The 19,107-nt window shown below is 71.4% G+C and carries 22 protein-coding genes; 18 read left to right on the plus strand and 4 right to left on the minus strand.

Annotated features, from left to right (window positions below):
• Positions 1–7 precede the first annotated feature (7 nt).
• Entirely contained in the window at positions 8–592 is a 585-nt protein-coding gene (gene pth / locus AC6CCG_RS23930) for an aminoacyl-tRNA hydrolase (RefSeq protein WP_496657238.1), read from the plus strand.
• 6 nt (positions 593–598) lie between these two features.
• Here pth and AC6CCG_RS23935 read toward each other — a convergent pair whose 3' ends face one another.
• Positions 599–1,234 (minus strand): TetR/AcrR family transcriptional regulator C-terminal domain-containing protein, encoded by a 636-nt coding sequence (locus tag AC6CCG_RS23935; protein ID WP_496657239.1) that lies wholly within the window; start codon positions 1,232–1,234, stop codon positions 599–601.
• A gap of 53 nt (positions 1,235–1,287) precedes the next feature.
• Here AC6CCG_RS23935 and AC6CCG_RS23940 point away from each other — a divergent pair, with 53 nt between their 5' ends.
• Positions 1,288–1,674, plus strand: coding sequence for a hypothetical protein (locus AC6CCG_RS23940; RefSeq protein ID WP_496657240.1), 387 nt, complete (start codon positions 1,288–1,290; stop codon positions 1,672–1,674).
• Here AC6CCG_RS23940 and AC6CCG_RS23945 read toward each other — a convergent pair.
• The 3 genes from AC6CCG_RS23945 to AC6CCG_RS23955 form a co-directional block, all read right to left on the minus strand.
• Positions 1,671–2,435, minus strand: coding sequence for a class I SAM-dependent methyltransferase (locus AC6CCG_RS23945; RefSeq protein ID WP_496657241.1), 765 nt, complete (start codon positions 2,433–2,435; stop codon positions 1,671–1,673). The two genes, AC6CCG_RS23940 and AC6CCG_RS23945, sit on opposite strands and share 4 nt — an antisense overlap.
• A 79-nt stretch (positions 2,436–2,514) precedes the next feature.
• The gene (locus AC6CCG_RS23950) at positions 2,515–3,723 is read right to left on the minus strand and encodes an FAD-dependent oxidoreductase (protein ID WP_496657242.1); all 1,209 of its coding nucleotides are present in this window, start codon (positions 3,721–3,723) and stop codon (positions 2,515–2,517) included.
• Positions 3,724–3,891: 168 nt separating this feature from the next.
• Positions 3,892–4,539, minus strand: a complete 648-nt coding sequence (locus AC6CCG_RS23955) for a PadR family transcriptional regulator (RefSeq protein ID WP_496657243.1) — start codon at positions 4,537–4,539, stop codon at positions 3,892–3,894.
• A gap of 124 nt (positions 4,540–4,663) precedes the next feature.
• Here AC6CCG_RS23955 and AC6CCG_RS23960 point away from each other — a divergent pair, with 124 nt between their 5' ends.
• The 16 genes from AC6CCG_RS23960 (at position 4,664) to def (ending at position 19,104) form a co-directional block, all read left to right on the plus strand.
• Positions 4,664–5,221: a Uma2 family endonuclease gene (locus AC6CCG_RS23960; protein ID WP_496657244.1), complete on the plus strand. Its 558-nt coding sequence runs from the start codon at positions 4,664–4,666 to the stop codon at positions 5,219–5,221.
• 29 nt (positions 5,222–5,250) lie between these two features.
• Positions 5,251–8,838 (plus strand): transcription-repair coupling factor, encoded by a 3,588-nt coding sequence (gene mfd, locus AC6CCG_RS23965; RefSeq protein WP_496657245.1) that lies wholly within the window; start codon positions 5,251–5,253, stop codon positions 8,836–8,838.
• Positions 8,839–9,251: 413 nt separating this feature from the next.
• The gene (locus AC6CCG_RS23970; protein WP_496657246.1) at positions 9,252–9,785 is read left to right on the plus strand and encodes a hypothetical protein; all 534 of its coding nucleotides are present in this window, start codon (positions 9,252–9,254) and stop codon (positions 9,783–9,785) included.
• A complete protein-coding gene (locus AC6CCG_RS23975) occupies positions 9,782–10,426 on the plus strand; it encodes a nucleoside triphosphate pyrophosphohydrolase (RefSeq protein ID WP_496657247.1) in 645 nt (214 codons plus the stop codon). The genes AC6CCG_RS23970 and AC6CCG_RS23975 overlap by 4 nt, the downstream gene beginning before the upstream one ends.
• Positions 10,423–11,079: a phosphoribosyltransferase gene (locus AC6CCG_RS23980; protein ID WP_496657248.1), complete on the plus strand. Its 657-nt coding sequence runs from the start codon at positions 10,423–10,425 to the stop codon at positions 11,077–11,079. Before AC6CCG_RS23975 ends, AC6CCG_RS23980 begins: the two co-directional genes overlap by 4 nt.
• A 10-nt stretch (positions 11,080–11,089) precedes the next feature.
• Positions 11,090–11,644, plus strand: coding sequence for a P-loop NTPase family protein (locus AC6CCG_RS23985; RefSeq protein ID WP_496657249.1), 555 nt, complete (start codon positions 11,090–11,092; stop codon positions 11,642–11,644).
• A 75-nt stretch (positions 11,645–11,719) separates the two neighbouring features.
• Entirely contained in the window at positions 11,720–12,184 is a 465-nt protein-coding gene (locus AC6CCG_RS23990; protein ID WP_496657250.1) for a hypothetical protein, read from the plus strand.
• Positions 12,181–13,170, plus strand: a complete 990-nt coding sequence (locus tag AC6CCG_RS23995) for a threonine ammonia-lyase (protein ID WP_496657251.1) — start codon at positions 12,181–12,183, stop codon at positions 13,168–13,170. The genes AC6CCG_RS23990 and AC6CCG_RS23995 overlap by 4 nt, the downstream gene beginning before the upstream one ends.
• A gap of 169 nt (positions 13,171–13,339) precedes the next feature.
• A complete protein-coding gene (gene eno, locus AC6CCG_RS24000; RefSeq protein WP_496657252.1) occupies positions 13,340–14,620 on the plus strand; it encodes a phosphopyruvate hydratase in 1,281 nt (426 codons plus the stop codon).
• A 234-nt stretch (positions 14,621–14,854) separates the two neighbouring features.
• Positions 14,855–15,253 (plus strand): FtsB family cell division protein, encoded by a 399-nt coding sequence (locus tag AC6CCG_RS24005; protein WP_496657253.1) that lies wholly within the window; start codon positions 14,855–14,857, stop codon positions 15,251–15,253.
• Complete coding sequence (locus AC6CCG_RS24010) at positions 15,250–15,780, plus strand: DUF501 domain-containing protein (protein WP_496657254.1); 531 nt, start codon at positions 15,250–15,252, stop codon at positions 15,778–15,780. Before AC6CCG_RS24005 ends, AC6CCG_RS24010 begins: the two co-directional genes overlap by 4 nt.
• A gap of 22 nt (positions 15,781–15,802) precedes the next feature.
• Positions 15,803–16,732, plus strand: coding sequence for a Ppx/GppA phosphatase family protein (locus tag AC6CCG_RS24015; RefSeq protein ID WP_496657255.1), 930 nt, complete (start codon positions 15,803–15,805; stop codon positions 16,730–16,732).
• Positions 16,733–16,785: 53 nt separating this feature from the next.
• Positions 16,786–17,202: a helix-turn-helix domain-containing protein gene (locus AC6CCG_RS24020; protein ID WP_496657256.1), complete on the plus strand. Its 417-nt coding sequence runs from the start codon at positions 16,786–16,788 to the stop codon at positions 17,200–17,202.
• On the plus strand, positions 17,199–18,053 hold the full coding sequence (locus AC6CCG_RS24025) for an alpha/beta fold hydrolase (RefSeq protein ID WP_496657257.1): 855 nt from the start codon (positions 17,199–17,201) through the stop codon (positions 18,051–18,053). The genes AC6CCG_RS24020 and AC6CCG_RS24025 overlap by 4 nt, the downstream gene beginning before the upstream one ends.
• Positions 18,050–18,562, plus strand: a complete 513-nt coding sequence (locus tag AC6CCG_RS24030) for a glycine cleavage system transcriptional repressor (RefSeq protein WP_496657258.1) — start codon at positions 18,050–18,052, stop codon at positions 18,560–18,562. Before AC6CCG_RS24025 ends, AC6CCG_RS24030 begins: the two co-directional genes overlap by 4 nt.
• A complete protein-coding gene (gene def, locus AC6CCG_RS24035) occupies positions 18,559–19,104 on the plus strand; it encodes a peptide deformylase (RefSeq protein ID WP_496657259.1) in 546 nt (181 codons plus the stop codon). Before AC6CCG_RS24030 ends, def begins: the two co-directional genes overlap by 4 nt.
• The last annotated feature ends 3 nt before the right edge of the window (positions 19,105–19,107 follow it).

The raw sequence follows: 19,107 nt of genomic DNA on the forward strand, positions 1-19,107 counted from the left end.
CCGAGTCATGCAGCCGTGGCTGGTGGTCGGCCTGGGCAACCCCGGGCCGACCTATGCGAAGCATCGCCACAATGTCGGCCACCTCGTGGTCGATCGCCTGGTCGAGCGTTCCTCGGCCAGGCTCAAGGCTCCGTTCGGGATGCGGGCCGAGCTCGCCGAGCTGCGGGTCGGCCCGCCCGGCGGCGAGGCACCGCGGATGGTGGTCGCCAAGTCCCGGACGTACATGAACGAGACCGGCGGGCCGGTCTCGAAGTTGATCAAGTACTACAAGACGTCGGCGGCGCAGTTGATCGTCGTGCACGACGAGCTGGACATCGACCCGGGCCAGCTGCGGATCAAGTTCGGCGGCGGCGACAACGGGCACAACGGGCTCAAGTCGATCCGGGCCTCGATCGGCACCGGTGACTTCTACCGGGTACGGATCGGAGTCGGCCGCCCGCCCGGTCGCCAGGAGCCGGCCGACTACCTGCTCAGCAACATCCCCGCGTCGCAGCGTGCCGACGTCGAGGTCGAGGTGGAACGTGCCGCCGACGCCATCGAGTCGTTGATCCTGGTCGGCCTGGACCGCACTCAGAGCGCGTACAACTCCTAGGGGCGTTCAGCCGCGGGCCTTCAGCCCGTCGACCAGCAGGTCCAGCCCGAAGGCGAACTGATCGGGTGACCCGGCCGGCGGCAGCTGCGCGGTGGGCAGCAGGTCGTCACCGACCGAGCGCAGCGCCTGCGCGGCCTCGGCCCAGCGGTCGTCGCGCTGTTCCCGCGTCGCGACCGCCATGGCGATCGAGCTGGAGAGATAGGCGACCAGCACCTGGCTGCCGGCCACGATGTCGTGATCGCTGAGCCCGGCCTCCCGCAGCGCCTCGACGAGAGCGCGGCCGATCCGGCGACCGTGCGGTCCGAGGGGCGGCCGGGCCGCGATGTGCGGTGCGATGCCCGGATGGGCCAGTGCGACTCGGCGGGCCTCGATCAGCGTCTCCCGCAACCGGACCGGCCAGGGCTTGCGGGCCTCCGGCAGCGCGATGTCGGCCAGGGCGAGTTCCGCGACGGCGTCGAGCAGAGCGACCCGGTTGGCGAAGTGGCGGTAGAGCGCCATCGGATCGCAGCCGAGGTGCGCCGCGATGCGGCGCACCGTCATGGCCGCAGGGCCCTCCCTGTCGCCGAAGGCCAAGGCACTCGCCGCGATCGACTCAGGTGACAACGTGCCGCGGACCGTTCCGGGGCGCTGGGGCCGAACCATGGCGGGAGTCTACGCCGTAGACAATGGTGACGAGCCATGTCTACGATGTAGACATGGCTCGCCTGAACCTCGTCATCGCCCGGAGCGTGGCCGGCTTGCTGGCCCTGTTCATGGCCGCGTACTTCGTGACCGACAACTTCGGCGGCAGCTCCGTGCGGAGTCTGGGCAACCCGTTCCTGGTGCCCGACCTGCTGATCGTGGTGCTGCTGGGGATCGCGGCGGTGCTGCCGCGGCGCCTCGCCGTCCCGGCCCTGATCTTCGCCCTCGCCTGGGCGGCCGCGGTGTGGGCGGTGTCGCTGTCGCACTGGCTGGTGGACGGCGAGTTGGCGCGCGGACTCGGCCACCTGACCTTGATCATTCCGGCGGTCGTCGCGGCGGTGCTCGTGGTCGCCGGCACGGGGAAGGCGTCGGAGTCCCGAGCGCCTGGAGCGCGCTCCTAGGTTCGGCCGCGGATCGCCGAGGCTCGGGCCGACACGGAGAATGCTCCGGTGGGGGCCCCGAGCTCGACGTACAGGGCAGCCCGCAGGGCCGCCTGCCGCTCCGGGTCCAGGGAGCGGCAGTAGCCGCCCGCCGGACCGATGCCGTACGTCAGCGGCTGCCACAACGCGTCGAAGTCGGCGTACGTCGTCGTGACGACCAGCGGCTCGGTCTCGATCCGGTCCAGGCCGGCCCGGCGCCACAGGTCGATCAGGCTGTCGGCGGTCCGCAACGGCATCGCGGCCTCGTCCGGCGCGTCCGGATCCAACGACAGCGCGGCGCGCCAGAAGGCGTCCAGCATCCCCATCCCGTGGCCGTACTCCCAGGTGCACGCGGCGATCAGCCCGCCGGCCCGGACCACCCGGTTCAGCTCGGTCATCCCCGCGACCGGATCCGGTACGAAGTTGAGCACCAGCTGGGAGAGCGCCGCGTCGAACGTGTCGTCCGGCCAGGGCAGCCGGTCGATCCCCGCCTGGCGGACGACGGCGCCGGGCACTCGGGCCCGGCAGGCCTCGACGAACGAGGCGGACGGGTCGACGGCGGCGACGTGCGCCGCGCCGACCCGCTCGGCCAGTCGGACGGTGAGGGCACCCGGCCCGCACCCGACGTCCAGCACCCGATCCCCGAATCCGACCTCGGCGAAGTCGATCATGAGCGGCGCCAACTCAACGGAGTAGCGGCCCATGAACTCGTCGTAGGCGTCGCCGGCCACTGCAAAGCTCACCCGTCCATTGACGCCCCGCGCCGGCGACCTGTCAACGAGATCGGCCGATCCCGCGGTCCGGGCCGGGATCGCCCCGACCTCAGCCGGCGGCCGAGACCAGTTCCGGCTGCACCGGAGCGTCCCAGTCGATCCGGTACCGCTGCTCGACCCCGAGGGTCTTCTCCGGATCCATCTTCTTGATCATCATCGGCATCAGGACCGACATCATCCGCCGCGCCAGCGGGCCCGGAGTCTTGCTGTGGTTGAGCTTCCGGGCTCGCGCCGCGACGCTCTCCACCCGGGTCCGGCGCAGCTCCTCGTACGCGGCGAAGGCCGACCCGTGGTCGGGCAGGTCGCGCAGGCACCGGGCCAGCTGAATGGCGCTCTCGACCGCGAGCGAGGCGCCCTGGCCCGAGCTGTTCGACGGTGCGTGGACCGCGTCGCCGACCAGCACCAACCGACCCCGATGCCAGCGCGGCACCGACGGCATGATGTGCAGGGCGCCGGTGATCTCCAGGTTCTCCGGCGTGGTCCGCCGGGCGAACTCGCCGCCGGGGGAGTCCGCGCCGTACGTCTCGCGCAGCAGCTTCAGCCAGTGCTCGGCCGGCAGGGCCCGCGCCTCGGTCAGCGACAGGTATTCCTTGTGCGGCAGGTTCGCGCCCCACATGATCGTCTTCTCGTCCAGCGTGCCGTACAGGTAGTAGGCCTGCTGGCCGAAGGCGAAGACCATCGAGCCCGGCGCCAGGCCCAGGTCGTTGTCGATCAAGGCACCGAAGCCGAGCATGCCGGTGTATTCGGGACCGGGGTTGGCCGGGTCGATCAGGCCGCGGACGGTGGACCGGACGCCGTCGGCGCCGATCAGGACATCGGCGGTCGCGCTGCTGCCGTCCGCGAAGTACGCGGTGACGCCCGACTCGCCCTCGGCGACGCGGACCAGCCGCTTGTCGTACTCGAACGGCACGCCGGCGGCGAGCGCGTGATCATGAAGGACGCGGTGCAGCTCGTTGCGGTCGACCATCTGCAGCGGCGGCAGCCCGGCGGGGGCCGGGGTCTGCAGGGTCCTGCCGCCGACCGACAGCTCCATCCGCGAGATGGGCTTGGCGATCGCCCGGACCGGGTCGCCGGCTCCGACGAGGTCGAGCGCGGCGACGCCGTTCGGGGCGAGGGCGAGACCGCTGCCGATGCCGAACGTCGGGCCCGAGTAGGCCTCGTAGACGCGGGCCGAGATGCCGGCCTTGAGCAGGGCGGTCGCGGTGACCGGGCCGGCGATGCCGCCGCCGATCACGAGGGCGGATTCCGTGGTGGACATGGGTGTGCTCCAGTTCTGTGCGATGAAGGTTCTCGCTCGAACCGGCCGCAACCCACCCCGATATCCTGTGGTTGCCAGCCTTGGCCGGGTGCGCGGAAGCGGACGCGGTTCGAGACTGTTCCATCGGGCCCGACGGTGGTGTTGCCGCACCGCTGTCGGGCCCGAGTCCTACTCGGGGGCCCTCCTCTCGAAGAGGGCGACGGCCTCCGCGGGATCGAACCGGGAGGTGTGGGCGCGCCGCCAGAGTTCGACGTCCGGGAAGTCGCCGCCGGCGATCTCGGCCTGCAGCGCCCGAGTCCAGGCCGCCTCCGCCTCCAGCATCGCGAGGTCGTACTCGGACTCGACGACGAACAGCCGGGGCAGTCCCGTCGCCGCGATCTCCGCGAGCTCGCGGCGCGCCGTCTCGACGGCCCGATCCAGGGCGTCGGCGCGGCGGCCGAGCAGGTCGGCGGCCTCGTCCGGCGGCAGCGCGGTCATCACCGAGAGTCCGGCCGTGAACCGCCGGTGCTCGGGCTCCGGCTCGGCGATCAGTTCCCGGGTCCAGTCGACCATCTCGGCGCGGCCGGTCTCGGTGATCGCGTAGATCGTGCGTTCCGGCCGGGCGCCGTCCCGCTCGTTGCCGACGACCTCGAGGAAACCGGCCTTGGCCAGGTTGTTGACCACCGTGTAGAGCGACCCCCACTTGACGTCCATGTCACGGTCCTTGCCGCGCTCCCGCATCGTCGTGACCATCTCGTACCGGTGCATGGGGCGCTCGACCAGCACGGCGAGCACGGCCAGGGCCAGCAGGTTGTTCACCTTGCGCTTGGTGGCCATCTCGCTCCCTTCTCGATTACTCGTCTACGAATATACGCGTACGAGTATCGGGACGCAAGTGGACTGTCGGACCGTCCCTCTTACGTCGGCGCCGTGACGAGGAAGGACAACTACGATGGCTTCCATGACAGCCGAAGCGGAGGCGTGGCGATTGCCGTTGAGCCGGCCGCTGACCCGTGCTGATCTTGCGGCGGCGCCCGATGACGGGCATCGCTACGAACTCATCGACGGGACGCTGATCGTGTCTCCGGCGCCGAGCCAGCGGCATCAACGGGCTGCGTTCCTGTTGGGCATCGAGCTCGAGCAGGCATGCCCACCTGAGCTTCGCGTGCTCCCTGCGCCGTTCGATGTGGTGCTGGCGGCCGACACCGTCATGCAGCCGGACCTCCTGGTGGCTCGGGTCGCGGAGCTCACCGATGCTGACCTTCCGGCGGCTCCGGTGCTGGCGGTCGAGGTCCTTTCGCCCTCCACTCGCCGGTTCGATCTCATGCTGAAGCGATCCCGCTTCGAGGCCGCCGGCGTCCTGCACTACTGGGTCGTGGACGCGTACGAACCGTCGATCGCGGCCTGGGCCCTCGTCGACGGCGCGTACGGGGATCCGCTGCGCGTGACCGGCGACGAGGAGCTCGTCATCGAGCGGCCGTTCCCGCTCCGGATCGCCCCGAGCGAACTCGTCGACTGATTGTCGGCAGGTGGTTGTAGGTTGTCTCGGTGACCCTTTCGGGACTCGTCAACCTTTTCACTCAAGAACCCACCGTTGCCGAATCCATCGGCGACGCACGCGCGCGTACCGTCAGCGCGCTCGACCTGACCGCGCCGGCGCCGATGCGACCGTTGATCGCCGCCGCACTGGCCGCCGCTCCCGAGGACGGCGGTGCCGGACGTCCGGTGCTGCTGGTCAGCTCCACGTACCGCGAGGCCGAGGAGCTCACCGCCGCGCTGCAGTCGCTGCTGGCCGAGGACGAGGTCGTCTACTACCCGGCCTGGGAGACGCTGCCGCACGAACGGCTCAGCCCGCGCTCCGACACGGTCGGCCGGCGGCTGGCGGTGCTGCGCCGGCTGGCCGGTGCCGACGGCGAGACGGCGCCCAAGATCATCGTCGCCCCGGTCCGCAGCGTGCTGCAGCCACAGGTGAAGGGCCTGGCCGACCTGCGTCCGGTCCGGATCCAGGCCGGCCACGACTACGACCTCGACTCGTTGGCGCACGACCTGGTCGGCGCAGCCTACGTCCGGGTGGACCTGGTCGAGCGGCGCGGCGAGTTCGCCGTCCGTGGCGGCATCGTCGACGTCTTCCCGCCGACCGAGGAGCACCCGGTCCGGGTCGACTTCTTCGGCGACACGGTCGAGGAGATCCGGCACTTCTCGGTGGCCGATCAGCGGTCCGACGAGGAGACCCTCGAATCCATCGTCGCCTCGCCCTGCCGGGAGCTGCTGCTCACCGACGAGGTCAAGGCCCGGGCGAAGGCCCTGGCCGAGGAGCATCCCGAGTTGATCGAGATGCTCGACAAGATCGCCGCCGGGCACGCAGTGGACGGGATGGAGTCGCTGTCGCCGGCCCTGGTCGACGGCATGGAGCTGCTGGTCGAGCTGCTGCCGACCGACACCCACGTGCTGCTCTGCGACCCCGAGCTGGTCCGCGGCCGGGCCCAGGACCTGGTCGCCACCAGCCAGGAGTTCCTGCAGGCCTCCTGGGCGGCGGCGGCCGGCGGCGGCAAGGCGCCGATCGACCTCGGGGCGTCCGCCTACCGCGGCCTGGCCGACGTGCGCCAGGCCGCCCTCGACCGCGGCCTGGCCTGGTGGACGCTGTCCCCGTTCAGCGCCGGGCCGGCGACCGGCGAGGAGCCGGTGCGGACCGAGGACGGCGAGCTGATCGATTTCAGCACTCAGGTCAGCACGGTCGGCGTGGAGTCCCGGACGATCAGCGGCCAGGTCGGTGAGACGTACCGCGGGGACACCGAGGCGGCCGTTCGTGATCTTGCCGCCCGGGTGCACGACAACTGGCGGCTCGCGGTGATCGCGGAGGGTCAGGGCCTGGCCCAGCGGATGGTCGAGGTGCTGTCCGAACATGATCTTCCGGTCCGGCTCGGCGACGGCACCGAGCCGCCGGGCGCCGGCGCGATCACGGTCAGCACGGGGGAGCTGCGGCACGGCTTCGTCGCCGACGCGCTGCGGCTCGCCGTCCTCACGGCCGGTGATCTCTCCGGCCGCGGAGCCGTTGCGGACAAGGCTTCCCGGTCGATGCCGAGCCGGCGCCGGAACCAGATCAACCCGCTGGAACTGGTCCCGGGCGACGCGGTCGTGCACGAGCACCACGGCGTCGGCCGCTACCTCGAGATGGTGCAGCGGACGGCCGCCGGGACCACCCGGGAATACCTGGTGGTGGAGTACGCGGCCTCCAAGCGCGGCCAGCCGGGCGACCGGCTCTACGTACCGATGGATCAGCTCGATCTGCTCACCCGCTATGTCGGCGGCGAGCACCCGAGCCTGGACCGGATGGGCGGCGCCGACTGGAACAAGCGGAAGGGCCGGGCCCGGCGCGCGGTGCGCGAGATCGCCGCCGAGTTGATCAAGCTCTACGCGGCCCGCCAGGCCAGCCGTGGCCACGCCTTCGAGCCGGACACCACCTGGCAGCGCGAGCTCGAGGACGCGTTCGGGTACGTCGAGACGCCGGACCAGCTGGCCGCGATCGACGAGGTCAAGCGGGACATGGAGCAGATCGTTCCGATGGACCGGCTGATCTGTGGCGACGTCGGCTACGGCAAGACCGAGATCGCCGTCCGGGCGGCGTTCAAGGCGGTCCAGGACGGCAAGCAGGTGGCCGTCCTGGTGCCGACGACGCTGCTGGTGCAGCAGCACCACGCCACCTTCGCCGACCGCTACGCCGGGTTCCCGGTCCGGGTCGCACCGCTGAGCCGGTTCCAGTCCGACGCCGAGGCCACCGCCACGAAGGAAGGCGTCCAGGACGGCAGCGTCGACGTGGTGATCGGCACCCACCGGCTGCTCAGCGGCGAGGTGAAGTTCAAGGACCTCGGCCTGGTGATCATCGACGAGGAGCAGCGGTTCGGCGTCGAGCACAAGGAACAGCTGAAGAAGCTGCGGATGGACGTCGACGTGCTCGCCATGTCGGCGACCCCGATCCCGCGCACCCTGGAGATGGCGATCACCGGCATCCGCGAGATGAGCACGATCGCCACGCCGCCGGAGGAACGGCACCCGGTGCTCACCTTCGCCGGCCCGTACGAGGAGGCCCAGGTCACCGCGGCGATCCGACGTGAGCTGCTCCGCGAGGGCCAGGTCTTCTTCATCCACAACCGGGTGCAGAGCATCGAGAAGGTGGCCAAGCGGATCCAGGAACTGGTGCCCGAGGCCCGGGTGGTCACGGCGCACGGCCAGATGAGCGAACAGCGCCTGGAACAGGTCATGGTCGACTTCTGGGAGCGCCGGGCCGACGTGCTCGTCTGCACGACGATCGTCGAGGCCGGTCTGGACATCTCCACCGCCAACACCCTGCTGATCGAGCGGGCCGACCTGCTCGGCCTGTCCCAGCTGCACCAGTTGCGGGGCCGGGTCGGCCGGGGCCGGGAGCGCGGCTACGCGTACTTCCTCTACCCGCCGGAGAAGCCGCTCACCGAGACCGCCCATGATCGACTGGCGACGATCGCCGCGCACACCGATCTCGGGGCCGGCATGGCCGTGGCGATGAAGGACCTGGAGATCCGCGGCGCCGGCAACCTGCTCGGCGGCGAGCAGTCCGGCCACATCGCCGACGTCGGCTTCGACCTCTACATCCGGCTGGTCGGCGAGGCGGTCGCGGAGTATCGCGGCCAGGAGTCCGAGGCTCCGGCCGAGGTCCGGATCGAGCTGCCGGTCGACGCCCGGCTGCCGACCGACTACGTGGAGTCGGAGCGGCTCCGGCTGGAGATGTACAAGCGGCTCGCCGAGGTGCGCGGCCTGGACGACCTCGGCGAGGTCAGGGCCGAACTGCAGGACCGGTACGGCGACCTGCCGGCCGAGGTGGACAACCTGCTGGCGATCGCCGAGTTCCGGATCCTGGCCCGGCACGCCGAGCTGACCGAGGTGGTCGGCCAGGGCAACTACATCCGCTTCGGCCCGGCCTCACTGCCCGAGTCGAAGGTGATGCGGCTGAAGCGGCTCTATCCGGGCAGCGTGGTGAAGGAGGCCGCCGGCTTCATCCTGGTCACCCGGCCTCGCTCGCGGACCATCGGCGGGCCGCCGATCGTCGACAAGGAACTGCTCGCCTGGGCGACCGAGGTGATCAACAACATCTTCCTCGCCTGAGCCGGGTGTCTCTTTGTCTCACAAGCTCAACGGACGCGTCGGCGCGGCACTCTTCGACGCACTGCTCGGTCTCCGCGTCACCCGGCCCGCCTACGTCAAGCTCACCGGCCTCGCTGAACGCACGGCAACTCGTGATCTTGTCAACGGAGCGGATGCCGGCCTGCTCGAGGCTCGCGGGGAGCGGCGCGGTCGGCACCATGTCGCAGGGCGAACCACTCCGGTCGATGCGCGCTCCGTGGTGGCACGCTGTCCGGGCCGCGTTCGATGGGTCCGCTCAGGTCCGGCAGGCCACCCGTCTCGAGCCGGTCGAAGAAGGCCAGTCGCTTGCGGTCGAGGCCGAGGCCATCCCTGTTCGCACGGTGGGCCGCGATTCGATTGATCGCCCTGCGGTCGTCGCTTGTAACATGACGCCGGTGAAGATCCTGCACCGTATCGCCGGCCTGATCGCGGCCGCCGCTGTTGTCGTCACGACGGGCTGCGCGGGCAGCGCCCCGGACGTCGCGGCCTATGTCGGCCCGACCCGGATCAGCGACCGGGACCTGCACGAGATCACCGTCGCCGCCGACGAGGTGCTGCGCACGCAGGGGCAGCGGGCGAGTTCGGGCGGCGTCCTCAACGGGCTGGTGCTCGGCGAGATCGCGGAGCAGACGGCGACCGAGCGGGGGATCAGGATCTCCGACTCCGAACGCGACGCGCTGATCTCGCCGTCCAACCTGGGCTCGCTGCTCGGGAACGGCCGGACCCGCGAGCTGGCGTACGCCCTCGCCGATGCGGAACTGGTCCGGATGCGGGTCGGCGACGAGCTGTTCCTCAAGGCCCTCGGCGAGGCCCAGGTGCGGCTCAACCCGCGGTACGGCACCTGGCAACCGGAGGCCTACGCGCAGGGCGGGTCGATGGTCGGGGCGGGTTCCGAGTCGCTGTCCCTGCCGGCCCAGCCCCGGTCATGACCGCCGCGGCCGCCGGCGAGGTCTTCCCCGAACTCAGCCGGCTGGCCGAGGTGATGGCGACGCTGCGCCGCCACTGCCCGTGGGACGCCGAGCAGACCCACCGTTCGCTGGTCCAGTACCTGATCGAGGAGACCGGGGAGCTGGTCGAGGCGATCGAGACCGGCGACCAAGATCATCTTGCCGAGGAGCTCGGGGACCTGCTGCTGCAGGTGTACTTCCACGCCCAGATCGCCTCCGAGTCGCCGGCCGGGTTCGACCTCGACGACGTCGCGGCGGGCGTGGCCGACAAGCTCGTCCGGCGCCACCCGCACGTCTTCGCGGCCGAGACCGCACCCTCGGACCCGAACGCGACCTGGGAACAGCGCAAGGCCGCCGAGAAGGGCCGGACCTCTGTCCTGGAAGGGATTCCGGAGCAACTGTCCGCGCTGGCCCGGGCGAACAAGATCATCAGCCGGGCCCGCTCCCGCAAGGTCGACGTCGCGCTGCCGGAGCAGCCGATCGAGGCGGCCGAGGTCGGTGCGCAGATCCTGGCGTTGGTGGCCCGGGCCCAGTCGGCCGGCATCGATCCGGACCAGGCCGTCCGGGACGCCGTTCGCGATCTTGAAGCCGCGGTACGCGACGCGGAGCGCGACCGGCCATGATCAGCAGCCGGTATGCCGACCGGGCCGACGCCGGCCGGCAACTGGCCGCCCTGCTCGACCTGCCGGAGGAACCGGCCGCCGCGCCGATCGTGCTGGCGCTGCCGCGTGGCGGTGTCCCGGTCGCCGCTCCGATCGCCGAACGGCTCGGGGCCGGCCTCGACATCGTCGCGGTCCGCAAGCTCGGCGTACCGGACCAGCCGGAGCTGGCGATGGGCGCCCTGGCCCGGATCGGGGATCGCGTCGAGCACCTGCGCAACGACCGGGTGGTCGCCATGGCCGGCGTCGCCGAGTCCGACTACCGACGCGCCCTGGAGAGCGAGCGGTCCAGGCTGGACGAGCGGCACCGGGCCCTGCGCGGCGACCGGTCCGCGCTCGACCTGACCGGCCGGCCGGTGATCGTCGTCGACGACGGGCTCGCCACCGGGACGACGATGCTGGTCGCGATCGACGCGGTCCGCCGGGCCGGTGCCGGGTCGGTGATCGCGGTCGTTCCCGTTGCCTCCGAGCAGGCGGCCGGACTGATCGGCGCCCGGGCCGACCGGCTGATCTGCCCGCGGGTCCCGATGATCTTCCGGGCGGTCGGCCAGGCCTACCGCGACTTCGCGCCCGTTCCGGAGGCCGAGGCCCGGCGCATCCTGGACACGCATCAGTAGGATCCCGACGGTGATCAACGAGGACGGCTCCAGGGTGCGCCGGATCATGGTCTACGGGGTCACCGGCTCGGGCAAGACGACGCTGGCCCGCCGCCTCGGCGAACGGACCGGGCTGCCGTGGCACGCGGTGGACGACCTGACCTGGGAACGGCCCTGGATTCCGGTGCCGAAGGACGAGCAGCGCCGCCGGATCGCCGCGATCTGCGCCGGCGACACCTGGATCCTCGACCACGGGTACGGGGCCTGGCTGGACGTGGTGCTGGAGCGGGTCGAGCTGATCATCGCGCTGGACTACCCGCGGCTGCTCTCGCTGGCCCGGCTGGTCCGGCGCTGCCTGGTCAACGTGATCATGAAGGTGCCGACCTGCAACGGCAACATCGAGACCTGGCGCACCACGTTCCGCCGCGACTCGATCATCTGGTGGCACTTCACGTCGTGCGGCCCGAAGAGCGCCCGGATCCGCGGCTGGGCGGCCGATCCGGACGGACCGCGGGTGATCGTCTTCCGCCGCCCGGCCGAGGCCGAACGCTGGCTGTCCGGCCTCGAGCGCGACAGCGTCCGCTAGGCCGGTCCGCGCCGGATGCCGGGATCGTCGCCGGTTCGGCCACCGGCGTTGACCAGTGTCGGTACTGTCTTGAGGGTGACACTTCCCAATCCGGAGACGTACCCGCATCCGGAGCAGCGGCCCAACCCTGCGATGCAGCCCATGCCGCACCCGGGGATGCCCGGCCCGCCGCCGCTGCCGCGGCCGAGCCAGGAGTTGCAGCGCGACGCCGCCGCGGCGATGGCCGCGCGCCGCGAACTCGGACCCGACTTCGACGAGCAAATCGCCGCCGGGCTCGCGGAGCGGATGGAGCAGCTGGCGTACCACCGCGGGGTGGAACTGCAGGAGCAGCACCGGGCGTCCCGGGTCGAGGAGGCGGCGGAGCGTTCGACCCGGACCCAGCGGTTCGCGCTCGGCATCGTCTCGCTCGGCGCCGGTATCCCGATCACCGCGATCAGCGGCGGGCTGGTCGATCCACCGCTGGTCGGCGTCCTGATCTCCTGGGGCGGCATCGTGGCCGTCAACGTGGTGCACGCGTTGAGCGGACGCCGCCGCCGTTGACCAGCCAGGACTGCGAGGTCGCGCCGGTGCCGTCGGTGCGGCTGGTGACCCCCGAGGAACTGCGTACGGCAGCGGCCCGGATCGCCGGCGAGATCGTCGCCACGCCCACCGTGGCCAGCCCCGCCCTGACCGCCCTGCTCGGCGTGCCGGTCACCCTGAAACTCGAACAGCTGCAGCGCTCCGGGTCGTTCAAGTCCCGCGGCGCGCTGGCCAAGCTGCTCACCCTCGACCCGGCCGAGCGGGCCGCCGGGGTGGTCACCGTCAGCGGCGGCAACCACGGCACGGCGCTGGCCGACGCGGCCGGCTCGCTCGGCATCGCGGCCACGGTGGTGATGGCGAAGGCTGCGCCGCAGCGGTCGATCGACGCCTGTCGCGCGTCGGGTGCCGAGGTGCGGCTGACCCCGGACATGGCGGACGCGTTCGCGCTGCTCGACGACCTGGTCGCCGAGGGCCGTACCCTCGTCCATCCGTTCGACGACCCGGTCGTGGTGGCGGGGCAGGGGACCGTCGGCCTGGAGTTCGCTGCGGCGGCCCCGGACCTGACCGACGTGCTGGTCAGCATCGGCGGCGGCGGCCTGATCGCGGGCGTCGCGGTGGCCTTCCGCGAACTCGACCCGCGGGTACGGATCTGGGGGGTCGAGACGACCGGGGCGGACGCGATGAGCCGGGCCCTGGCGGCCGGTGGCCCGGTGGACTTCCGGCCGACCTCGATCGTCACCACCCTCAGCGCTCCGCACGTGTCCCAGCTGACGTACGAGCACGTACGGGCTCTGGTCGAGGACGTCCTCGTGGTCTCCGACGACGAGGCCGTGGCCGGCGCGATCACGTTGGCCGAACGGGCCGGCGTGTGGGCCGAACCGGCGGCCGGCTGCCTGATCCCGGCCGCCCGGACCGTGCTCGACCGGGTCGGCCCGGACGCCAGGCTCGGGCTGGTGATCTGCGGCGGCAACACGACCGTCGACGCGCTGGCCCGGGCCGCCCGCTGAGCCGGGACGAGCACGTGCTCGCGACGGCCACCGCTTGACACCACCCTCCCGGTTGGTCTGCATTTCGTGGGACGCACACGCGCTGTTCGCCGGGCGCGTCCGGGAACGGCCGGAATGTGTCGTTACGCTGGGGACGCAATGCCCCATTCCAGGAAAGGCAGCTAAGTTCGTGGCCAGTATCGAGTTTGTCGGCGCCCGGGAGATCCTCGATTCCCGCGGCAACCCCACGGTCGAGGTCGAGGTCATCCTCGACGACGGCGCGGAGGGCCGCGCTGCGGTCCCGTCCGGTGCGTCGACCGGGGCGTTCGAAGCGGTGGAATTGCGGGACGGCGGTGACCGCTATGGCGGCAAGGGCGTCAGCAAGGCCGTCCTCGGCGTGATCGACCAGATCGGCCCGGAGCTCCTCGGGTACGACGCCAGCGAGCAGCGGCTGATCGACCAGGCGATGCTCGACCTGGACGACAGCGACAACAAGGCGAAGCTCGGCGCCAACGCGATCCTCGGCGTCTCGCTCGCCGTCGCGCACGCCGCCGCCGATTCGGCGGACCTGCCGCTCTACCGCTACGTGGGTGGCGCGAACGCCCGGACGCTGCCGGTGCCGATGATGAACATCCTCAACGGAGGAGCGCACGCCGACTCCGATGTCGACGTGCAGGAGTTCATGATTGCACCGATCGGCGCGGGCACGTTCGCGGACGCGCTGGAGCAGGGCGTGTCGGTCTACCACGCGCTCAAGTCCGTCCTGAAGCAGAAGGGGCTGTCGACCGGCCTCGGCGACGAGGGCGGCTTCGCGCCCAACCTGCCGCAGAACGCGGCGGCGCTGGAGCTGATCGCCACCGCGGTGGAGAAGACCGGCCTGACCCTCGGCACCGACATCGCGATCGCGATCGACGCCGCGGCCACGGAGTTCTTCGACAACGGGACGTACACCTTCGACGGCCAAAAGCTGAGCGCCGACGAGCTGACCGCGATCTACACCACGTGGGCGGCCGACTTCCCGATCGTCTCGATCGAGGACCCGCTGGCCGAGGACGACTGGGCCGGCTGGGCCAACCTGGTCGGGCAGCTCGGCGACAAGCTGCAGATCGTCGGCGACGACCTGTTCGTCACCAACGTCGAGCGGCTGCAGCGCGGCATCGACGAGAAGGCGGCCAACGCGCTGCTGGTCAAGGTGAACCAGATCGGTTCGCTGACCGAGACCCTGGACGCCGTCGAGCTGGCTCACCGGAACGGCTTCAGCTGCATGATGAGCCACCGGTCCGGTGAGACCGAGGACGTCACGATCGCCGATCTGGCCGTCGCGACGAACTGTGGCCAGATCAAGAGCGGCGCCCCGGCCCGGTCCGAGCGCGTGGCCAAGTACAACCAGCTGTTGCGGATCGAGGAGGACCTGGACGACGCGGCGCGCTACGCCGGTGCGGCCGCGTTCCCGCGTTTCACGGCCCGCTAAGGAGACAATGGATCGATGTCAGCCCGGCGCAACCTTCCCCGCCCTGCCGCGGCTCCCGGACGCAAGACGGCCCGACCGAAGGGTTCCCGGCGCACCGCCGGGGACCGGTCGGGCCCGGCCGCGGCCGGACCGATCGACGACACCTCCGACTCCACGGCTGAGGCACGCCCCGTCCCGCGGCGTCGGTCTCTGTTGCGTGGGGGCATCACCACGCGGGCCATCGCGCTCGCGGTGGTGTTGCTGATTCTGACGATCTCGTACGCGAGCAGCCTGCGGATCTACCTCGAGCAGCGGCAGGAGATCGCCGCGACCAAGGCCAAGATCACCGAGCGGGAGGCCGCGATCGGCGGTCTGCAACGGGACCTGGACCGCTGGCAGGACGACGCGTACGTCGAGGCGCAGGCCCGCGACCGGCTCGGCTGGGTGCTGCCCGGCGAGGTCGGCTACCGGGTCGTCGAAGGCGCCCCGACCGACGACCCGACCGACGCACCGCAACAGCAGGAGGACCAGACGCCGTGGTGGGAACGCCTGCTCGGCTCGCTGGCCCGGGCCGACCAGCCGCCGGCCCCCGCACCGGAGCCGACGGAGGAGCCGACGATCACCGCCAGCTCGGCCCCGAAGAACGGCCGATGACCGCCGCCGGGACACCGGAATCTCCGAAGCTGGAACCGATGTCGGCGGCCGACGCCGCGGTGATCGAGGAGCAGCTGGGCCGCCCGCCGCGCGGCGTGGCGGGCATCGCCTATCGCTGCCCGGCCGGCCATCCGGGCGTGGTTGCGACCGAGCCGCGGCTGCCGGACGGCACCCCGTTCCCGACCACGTACTACCTGACCTGCCCGCACGCGGTCGCGGCCTGCTCCCGGCTGGAGTCGACCGGCGTGATGGTCGAACTCGGGCAGCAGTTGGCCGAGGACCCCGAGCTCGCCGCGGCGTACCGGCGGGCGCACGAGGCGTACCTGGCCGACCGGGCGGCGCTCGGCGACGTCCCGGAACTGGCCGGGGTCAGCGCCGGCGGGATGCCGGACCGGGTGAAGTGCCTGCACGCCCTGGTCGGTCACAGCCTGGCTGCCGGGCCGGGCGTGAACCCGATCGGCGACGAGGCCCTCGCCCGGCTCGAGCCTTACTGGCCCCTCGCTCCCTGCCTACCCCAACCCCGCTGACCGACCCGGGAGGATCAGGATCATGACCAGGGTCGCCGCAGTCGACTGCGGTACGAACTCGATCCGGCTGCTGATCGCCGAACGTGGCCCGGACGGCCGGCTGGTCGAGCTGGAACGCCGGACCGACATCGTCCGGCTCGGCCAGGGCGTCGACGCGACCGGCGAGTTCCATCCCGACGCGCTGGCCCGCACCTTCGCCGCCACCGACGGCTACGCCGGGTTGATCAAGGACGCCGGCGTTCCGGTGGACAAGATCGACTTCGTCGCGACGTCGGCGGCCCGGGACGCCGGCAACCGGGAGGCCTTCTTCACGGGCATCGAGGAGCGGCTCGGCGTCCGGCCGGAGGTGATCAGCGGCGACCGGGAGGCCGAGCTGTCCTTCACCGGCGCGTTGAGCGGGATGCCGCCCGGCGTCGGCCCGGGCCCCGTGCTGGTGATGGACATCGGCGGCGGTTCGACCGAGTTGATCCTGGGTGACCGGGACGGCACGATCCTGGCCGCGCGGTCGCTGGACGTCGGTTCGGTCCGGCTCACCGAGCGGTTCCTCGGCGCCGGGCCGCCGCCGCCCGCCGATCTCGACCGCGCGGCCGAGTACGTCGACGGACTGATCGACTCCGCCGGAGTCGATCTCGGTGCGGCCCGGGTCTGGGTCGGCGTCGCCGGTACGGCCACCACGCTGGCCGCGGTCAATCTCGGGCTGGTGGAGTACGACCGCAGCAAGGTGCACGGGTCGGTGATCACCGTCGAGGAACTGACCGACCTGCTGGCCGACCTGTCGGCGAGGACCGTCGAGGAGATCCGGGCCATCTCGTCGATGCACCCGGGCCGCGCCGACGTCATCTGCGGCGGCACCCTGGTCGCGACCCGGGTGTCCCGCCGGGTGAGCACCGACCGGATGATCGTCAGCGAGGCCGACATCCTGGACGGGATCGCCCTTTCCCTCCTGACCTGATTCCGCAAAATACCCAATGCGGTGGTATTGGCCGGTCGGATATGGTCGTATTTGTGTCTGATCAGCTCTATTCGGTACGAGACGTTGCCGCGCGGCTCGGCGTACACGAGCGCACCATCCGCAACTACCTGCGCAGCGGTGCGTTGCGAGGGACCCGGATCGGCAAGCAGTACCGGATCGCGAGGGACGACGTGGAGGCGTTCGCCGGCGGGCCGGTGATGCCGCCCGAGCCGGCGACGGATCCGGTCCGGGCCGAGGTGACCAGCGTCATCGAGCTCGAGCCGATCACCGCCGACCAGCGCGCCCGACTGGAGACCTTGATCATCTCCCTGCCGGGCGAAGCACGGCCGGTGCCGCTGCGCGTGCAGACCATGATCGACGAGGACCGATCCCGGATGAAGGTCATCGCGACCGGCGACCTCGGAACGATCACCCGATTCCTCGACGCGCTGGAAGGAGCGCTGCCATGACCACGATCTATCGCACGGAGGCCGGAGCCCGACGGCTGGAACGGCACTACCGCGACCTGCTCGCTGCCTGGCCGGTCGAGTCCGAGCACCGGTTCGTACCCACCCGGGAGGGCGAGACCTTCGTCTGCGTGTCCGGTCCGGCCGATGCGCCTGCGGTGGTCCTGCTGCACGGGTCCGGTTCGAACAGCGCGATGTGGCTGGGCGACGTTGCGGCGTGGTCGCGCGACTTCCGTACCTATGCGGTCGATCTGGTCGGCGAACCCGGCCTCAGCGCCCGGTCACGGCCTGCGCTCGATTCGTCGGCGCCCGCGGAGTGGCTGGACGACGTGCTGGACGGACTCGGAATTGATCATGCCGCGGTCGTCGGCATCTCGCTGGGCGGTTGGCATGGCTTGGACTACGCGATCCGGCGGCCCGACCGGGTCGACCGGCTGGTCGCGTTGTGCCCCGGCGGGCTCGGCCGGCAGACCATGGGCTGGCTGCCGGCGGTGATCTTGCTCCGCCTGCTGGGGCCATGGGGTGTCCGCCGGTCGGTGGCCATGGTCGCCGGGATCGACCCGAAGACCTCCGGCCCGGAGCTCGAGTACACCGCGGCCAACTTCGGCGAGTTCCTGCCCCGGAAGGAGCGGCTCCCCCTCTTCGCCGACGAGGCGCTCCGCGGACTCGAGATGCCGGTCATGATCATCGTCGGCGAACGGGATGCGATGCTCGACAGCGCGGAGACGGTACGCCGCGCGGCCGCCCTGCCGCACGCCACGGTCCGGTCCCTGCCCGGGGTCGGGCATGCGGTGCTCGGTCAGACCGCACCGATCCTGGACTTCCTGCGCGGCTTTGGCACAATGCCCGGGTGACTCATCTCGCCATCACCGTGCTGGGGCATGACCGGCCCGGCATCATCGCCCGGACGGCCGACCAGCTCGCCGGTCTGCAGATGAACCTCGAGGACTCGTCGATGACGCTGCTCCGCGGTCATTTCGCGATGACCCTGATCTGCACCGGCAGCACGACGGCGGCCGAGGTCGAGGCCAAGCTCGCCGCGATCATCGACGACTCCCTCTCGGTCAGCGTGCGCGAGATCGACCCGGAGGCGGACCAGGCGCCGGTGGGGGAGTCGTACCTGATCACCGTGCACGGTGCCGACCAGCTCGGCATCGTCGCCCGGCTGACCGGGGTGCTGGCCGAGGCCGGCGGCAACATCACCGACCTGTCCACCCGGCTGTCCGGCGAGCTGTACCTGCTGCTCGCCGAAGTGGATCTTCCACCGGATGCCGTCGAGGCGGTACGGCAGCGGCTGACGGACGTGGCCGCCGAGTTGGGCGTCGGGGCCAACCTGCGACCGGTGGAGCGCGACGAACTGTGAGCTTCGAGCTTCCGGCGCTGCCCACCGGGCACGTCCGCGACGTGGTGCGCGCGCCGGCCCCGGTGCTGTCCACCGCCTCCCCCGAGATCGACCCGACCAGCGCCGAGGCGGCCCAGTTGTGTGCCGACCTGGTGGCCACGATGCGAGTGTCGCCCGGCTGCGTCGGCCTGGCCGCGCCGCAGATCGGCGTCGCGGCGCGGGCGTTCTGCGTCGACGTGACCGAACACCCGAAGACGAAGACCTGCCACGGCCTGATCGTGTTGATCAACGCCGAGGTGATCGCCTCGAGCCGGAACGAGAAGTCCCGCGAGGGCTGCATGTCGGTGCCGGACTTCACCGGCGACGTGAAGCGGGCCAACCGGGTGACCGTGGCCGGCGTGCTGCCGGTGACCGGCGAGCGGATCGAGATCGTCACCGACGCCTTCGAGGCTCGCGCGCTGCAGCACGAGATCGATCACTGCGCCGGGTTGTTGTTCCTGGACCGGGTCGCCGGTGCCCACGCGGTCTTTCCCCGCAAGGTCTACCAGGACCCGCGCGCCTGACTC

This window comes from Microlunatus sp. YIM B11417, from assembly GCF_059617205.1.

What these genes read in the sequence shown, in the direction of transcription:
- AC6CCG_RS23980 (WP_496657248.1), top strand. Translation starts at nt 10,423, where the DNA reads ATGATCAGCAGCCGGTATGCCGACCGGGCCGACGCCGGCCGGCAACTG.
- AC6CCG_RS23935 (WP_496657239.1), bottom strand. Translation starts at nt 1,234, where the DNA reads ATGGTTCGGCCCCAGCGCCCCGGAACGGTCCGCGGCACGTTGTCACCT.
- AC6CCG_RS23955 (WP_496657243.1), bottom strand. Translation starts at nt 4,539, where the DNA reads ATGGCCACCAAGCGCAAGGTGAACAACCTGCTGGCCCTGGCCGTGCTC.
- AC6CCG_RS23975 (WP_496657247.1), top strand. Translation starts at nt 9,782, where the DNA reads ATGACCGCCGCGGCCGCCGGCGAGGTCTTCCCCGAACTCAGCCGGCTG.
- AC6CCG_RS23940 (WP_496657240.1), top strand. Translation starts at nt 1,288, where the DNA reads ATGGCTCGCCTGAACCTCGTCATCGCCCGGAGCGTGGCCGGCTTGCTG.
- AC6CCG_RS24025 (WP_496657257.1), top strand. Translation starts at nt 17,199, where the DNA reads ATGACCACGATCTATCGCACGGAGGCCGGAGCCCGACGGCTGGAACGG.
- AC6CCG_RS23950 (WP_496657242.1), bottom strand. Translation starts at nt 3,723, where the DNA reads ATGTCCACCACGGAATCCGCCCTCGTGATCGGCGGCGGCATCGCCGGC.
- AC6CCG_RS23960 (WP_496657244.1), top strand. Translation starts at nt 4,664, where the DNA reads ATGACAGCCGAAGCGGAGGCGTGGCGATTGCCGTTGAGCCGGCCGCTG.
- AC6CCG_RS24015 (WP_496657255.1), top strand. Translation starts at nt 15,803, where the DNA reads ATGACCAGGGTCGCCGCAGTCGACTGCGGTACGAACTCGATCCGGCTG.
- pth (WP_496657238.1), top strand. Translation starts at nt 8, where the DNA reads ATGCAGCCGTGGCTGGTGGTCGGCCTGGGCAACCCCGGGCCGACCTAT.
- AC6CCG_RS24010 (WP_496657254.1), top strand. Translation starts at nt 15,250, where the DNA reads ATGACCGCCGCCGGGACACCGGAATCTCCGAAGCTGGAACCGATGTCG.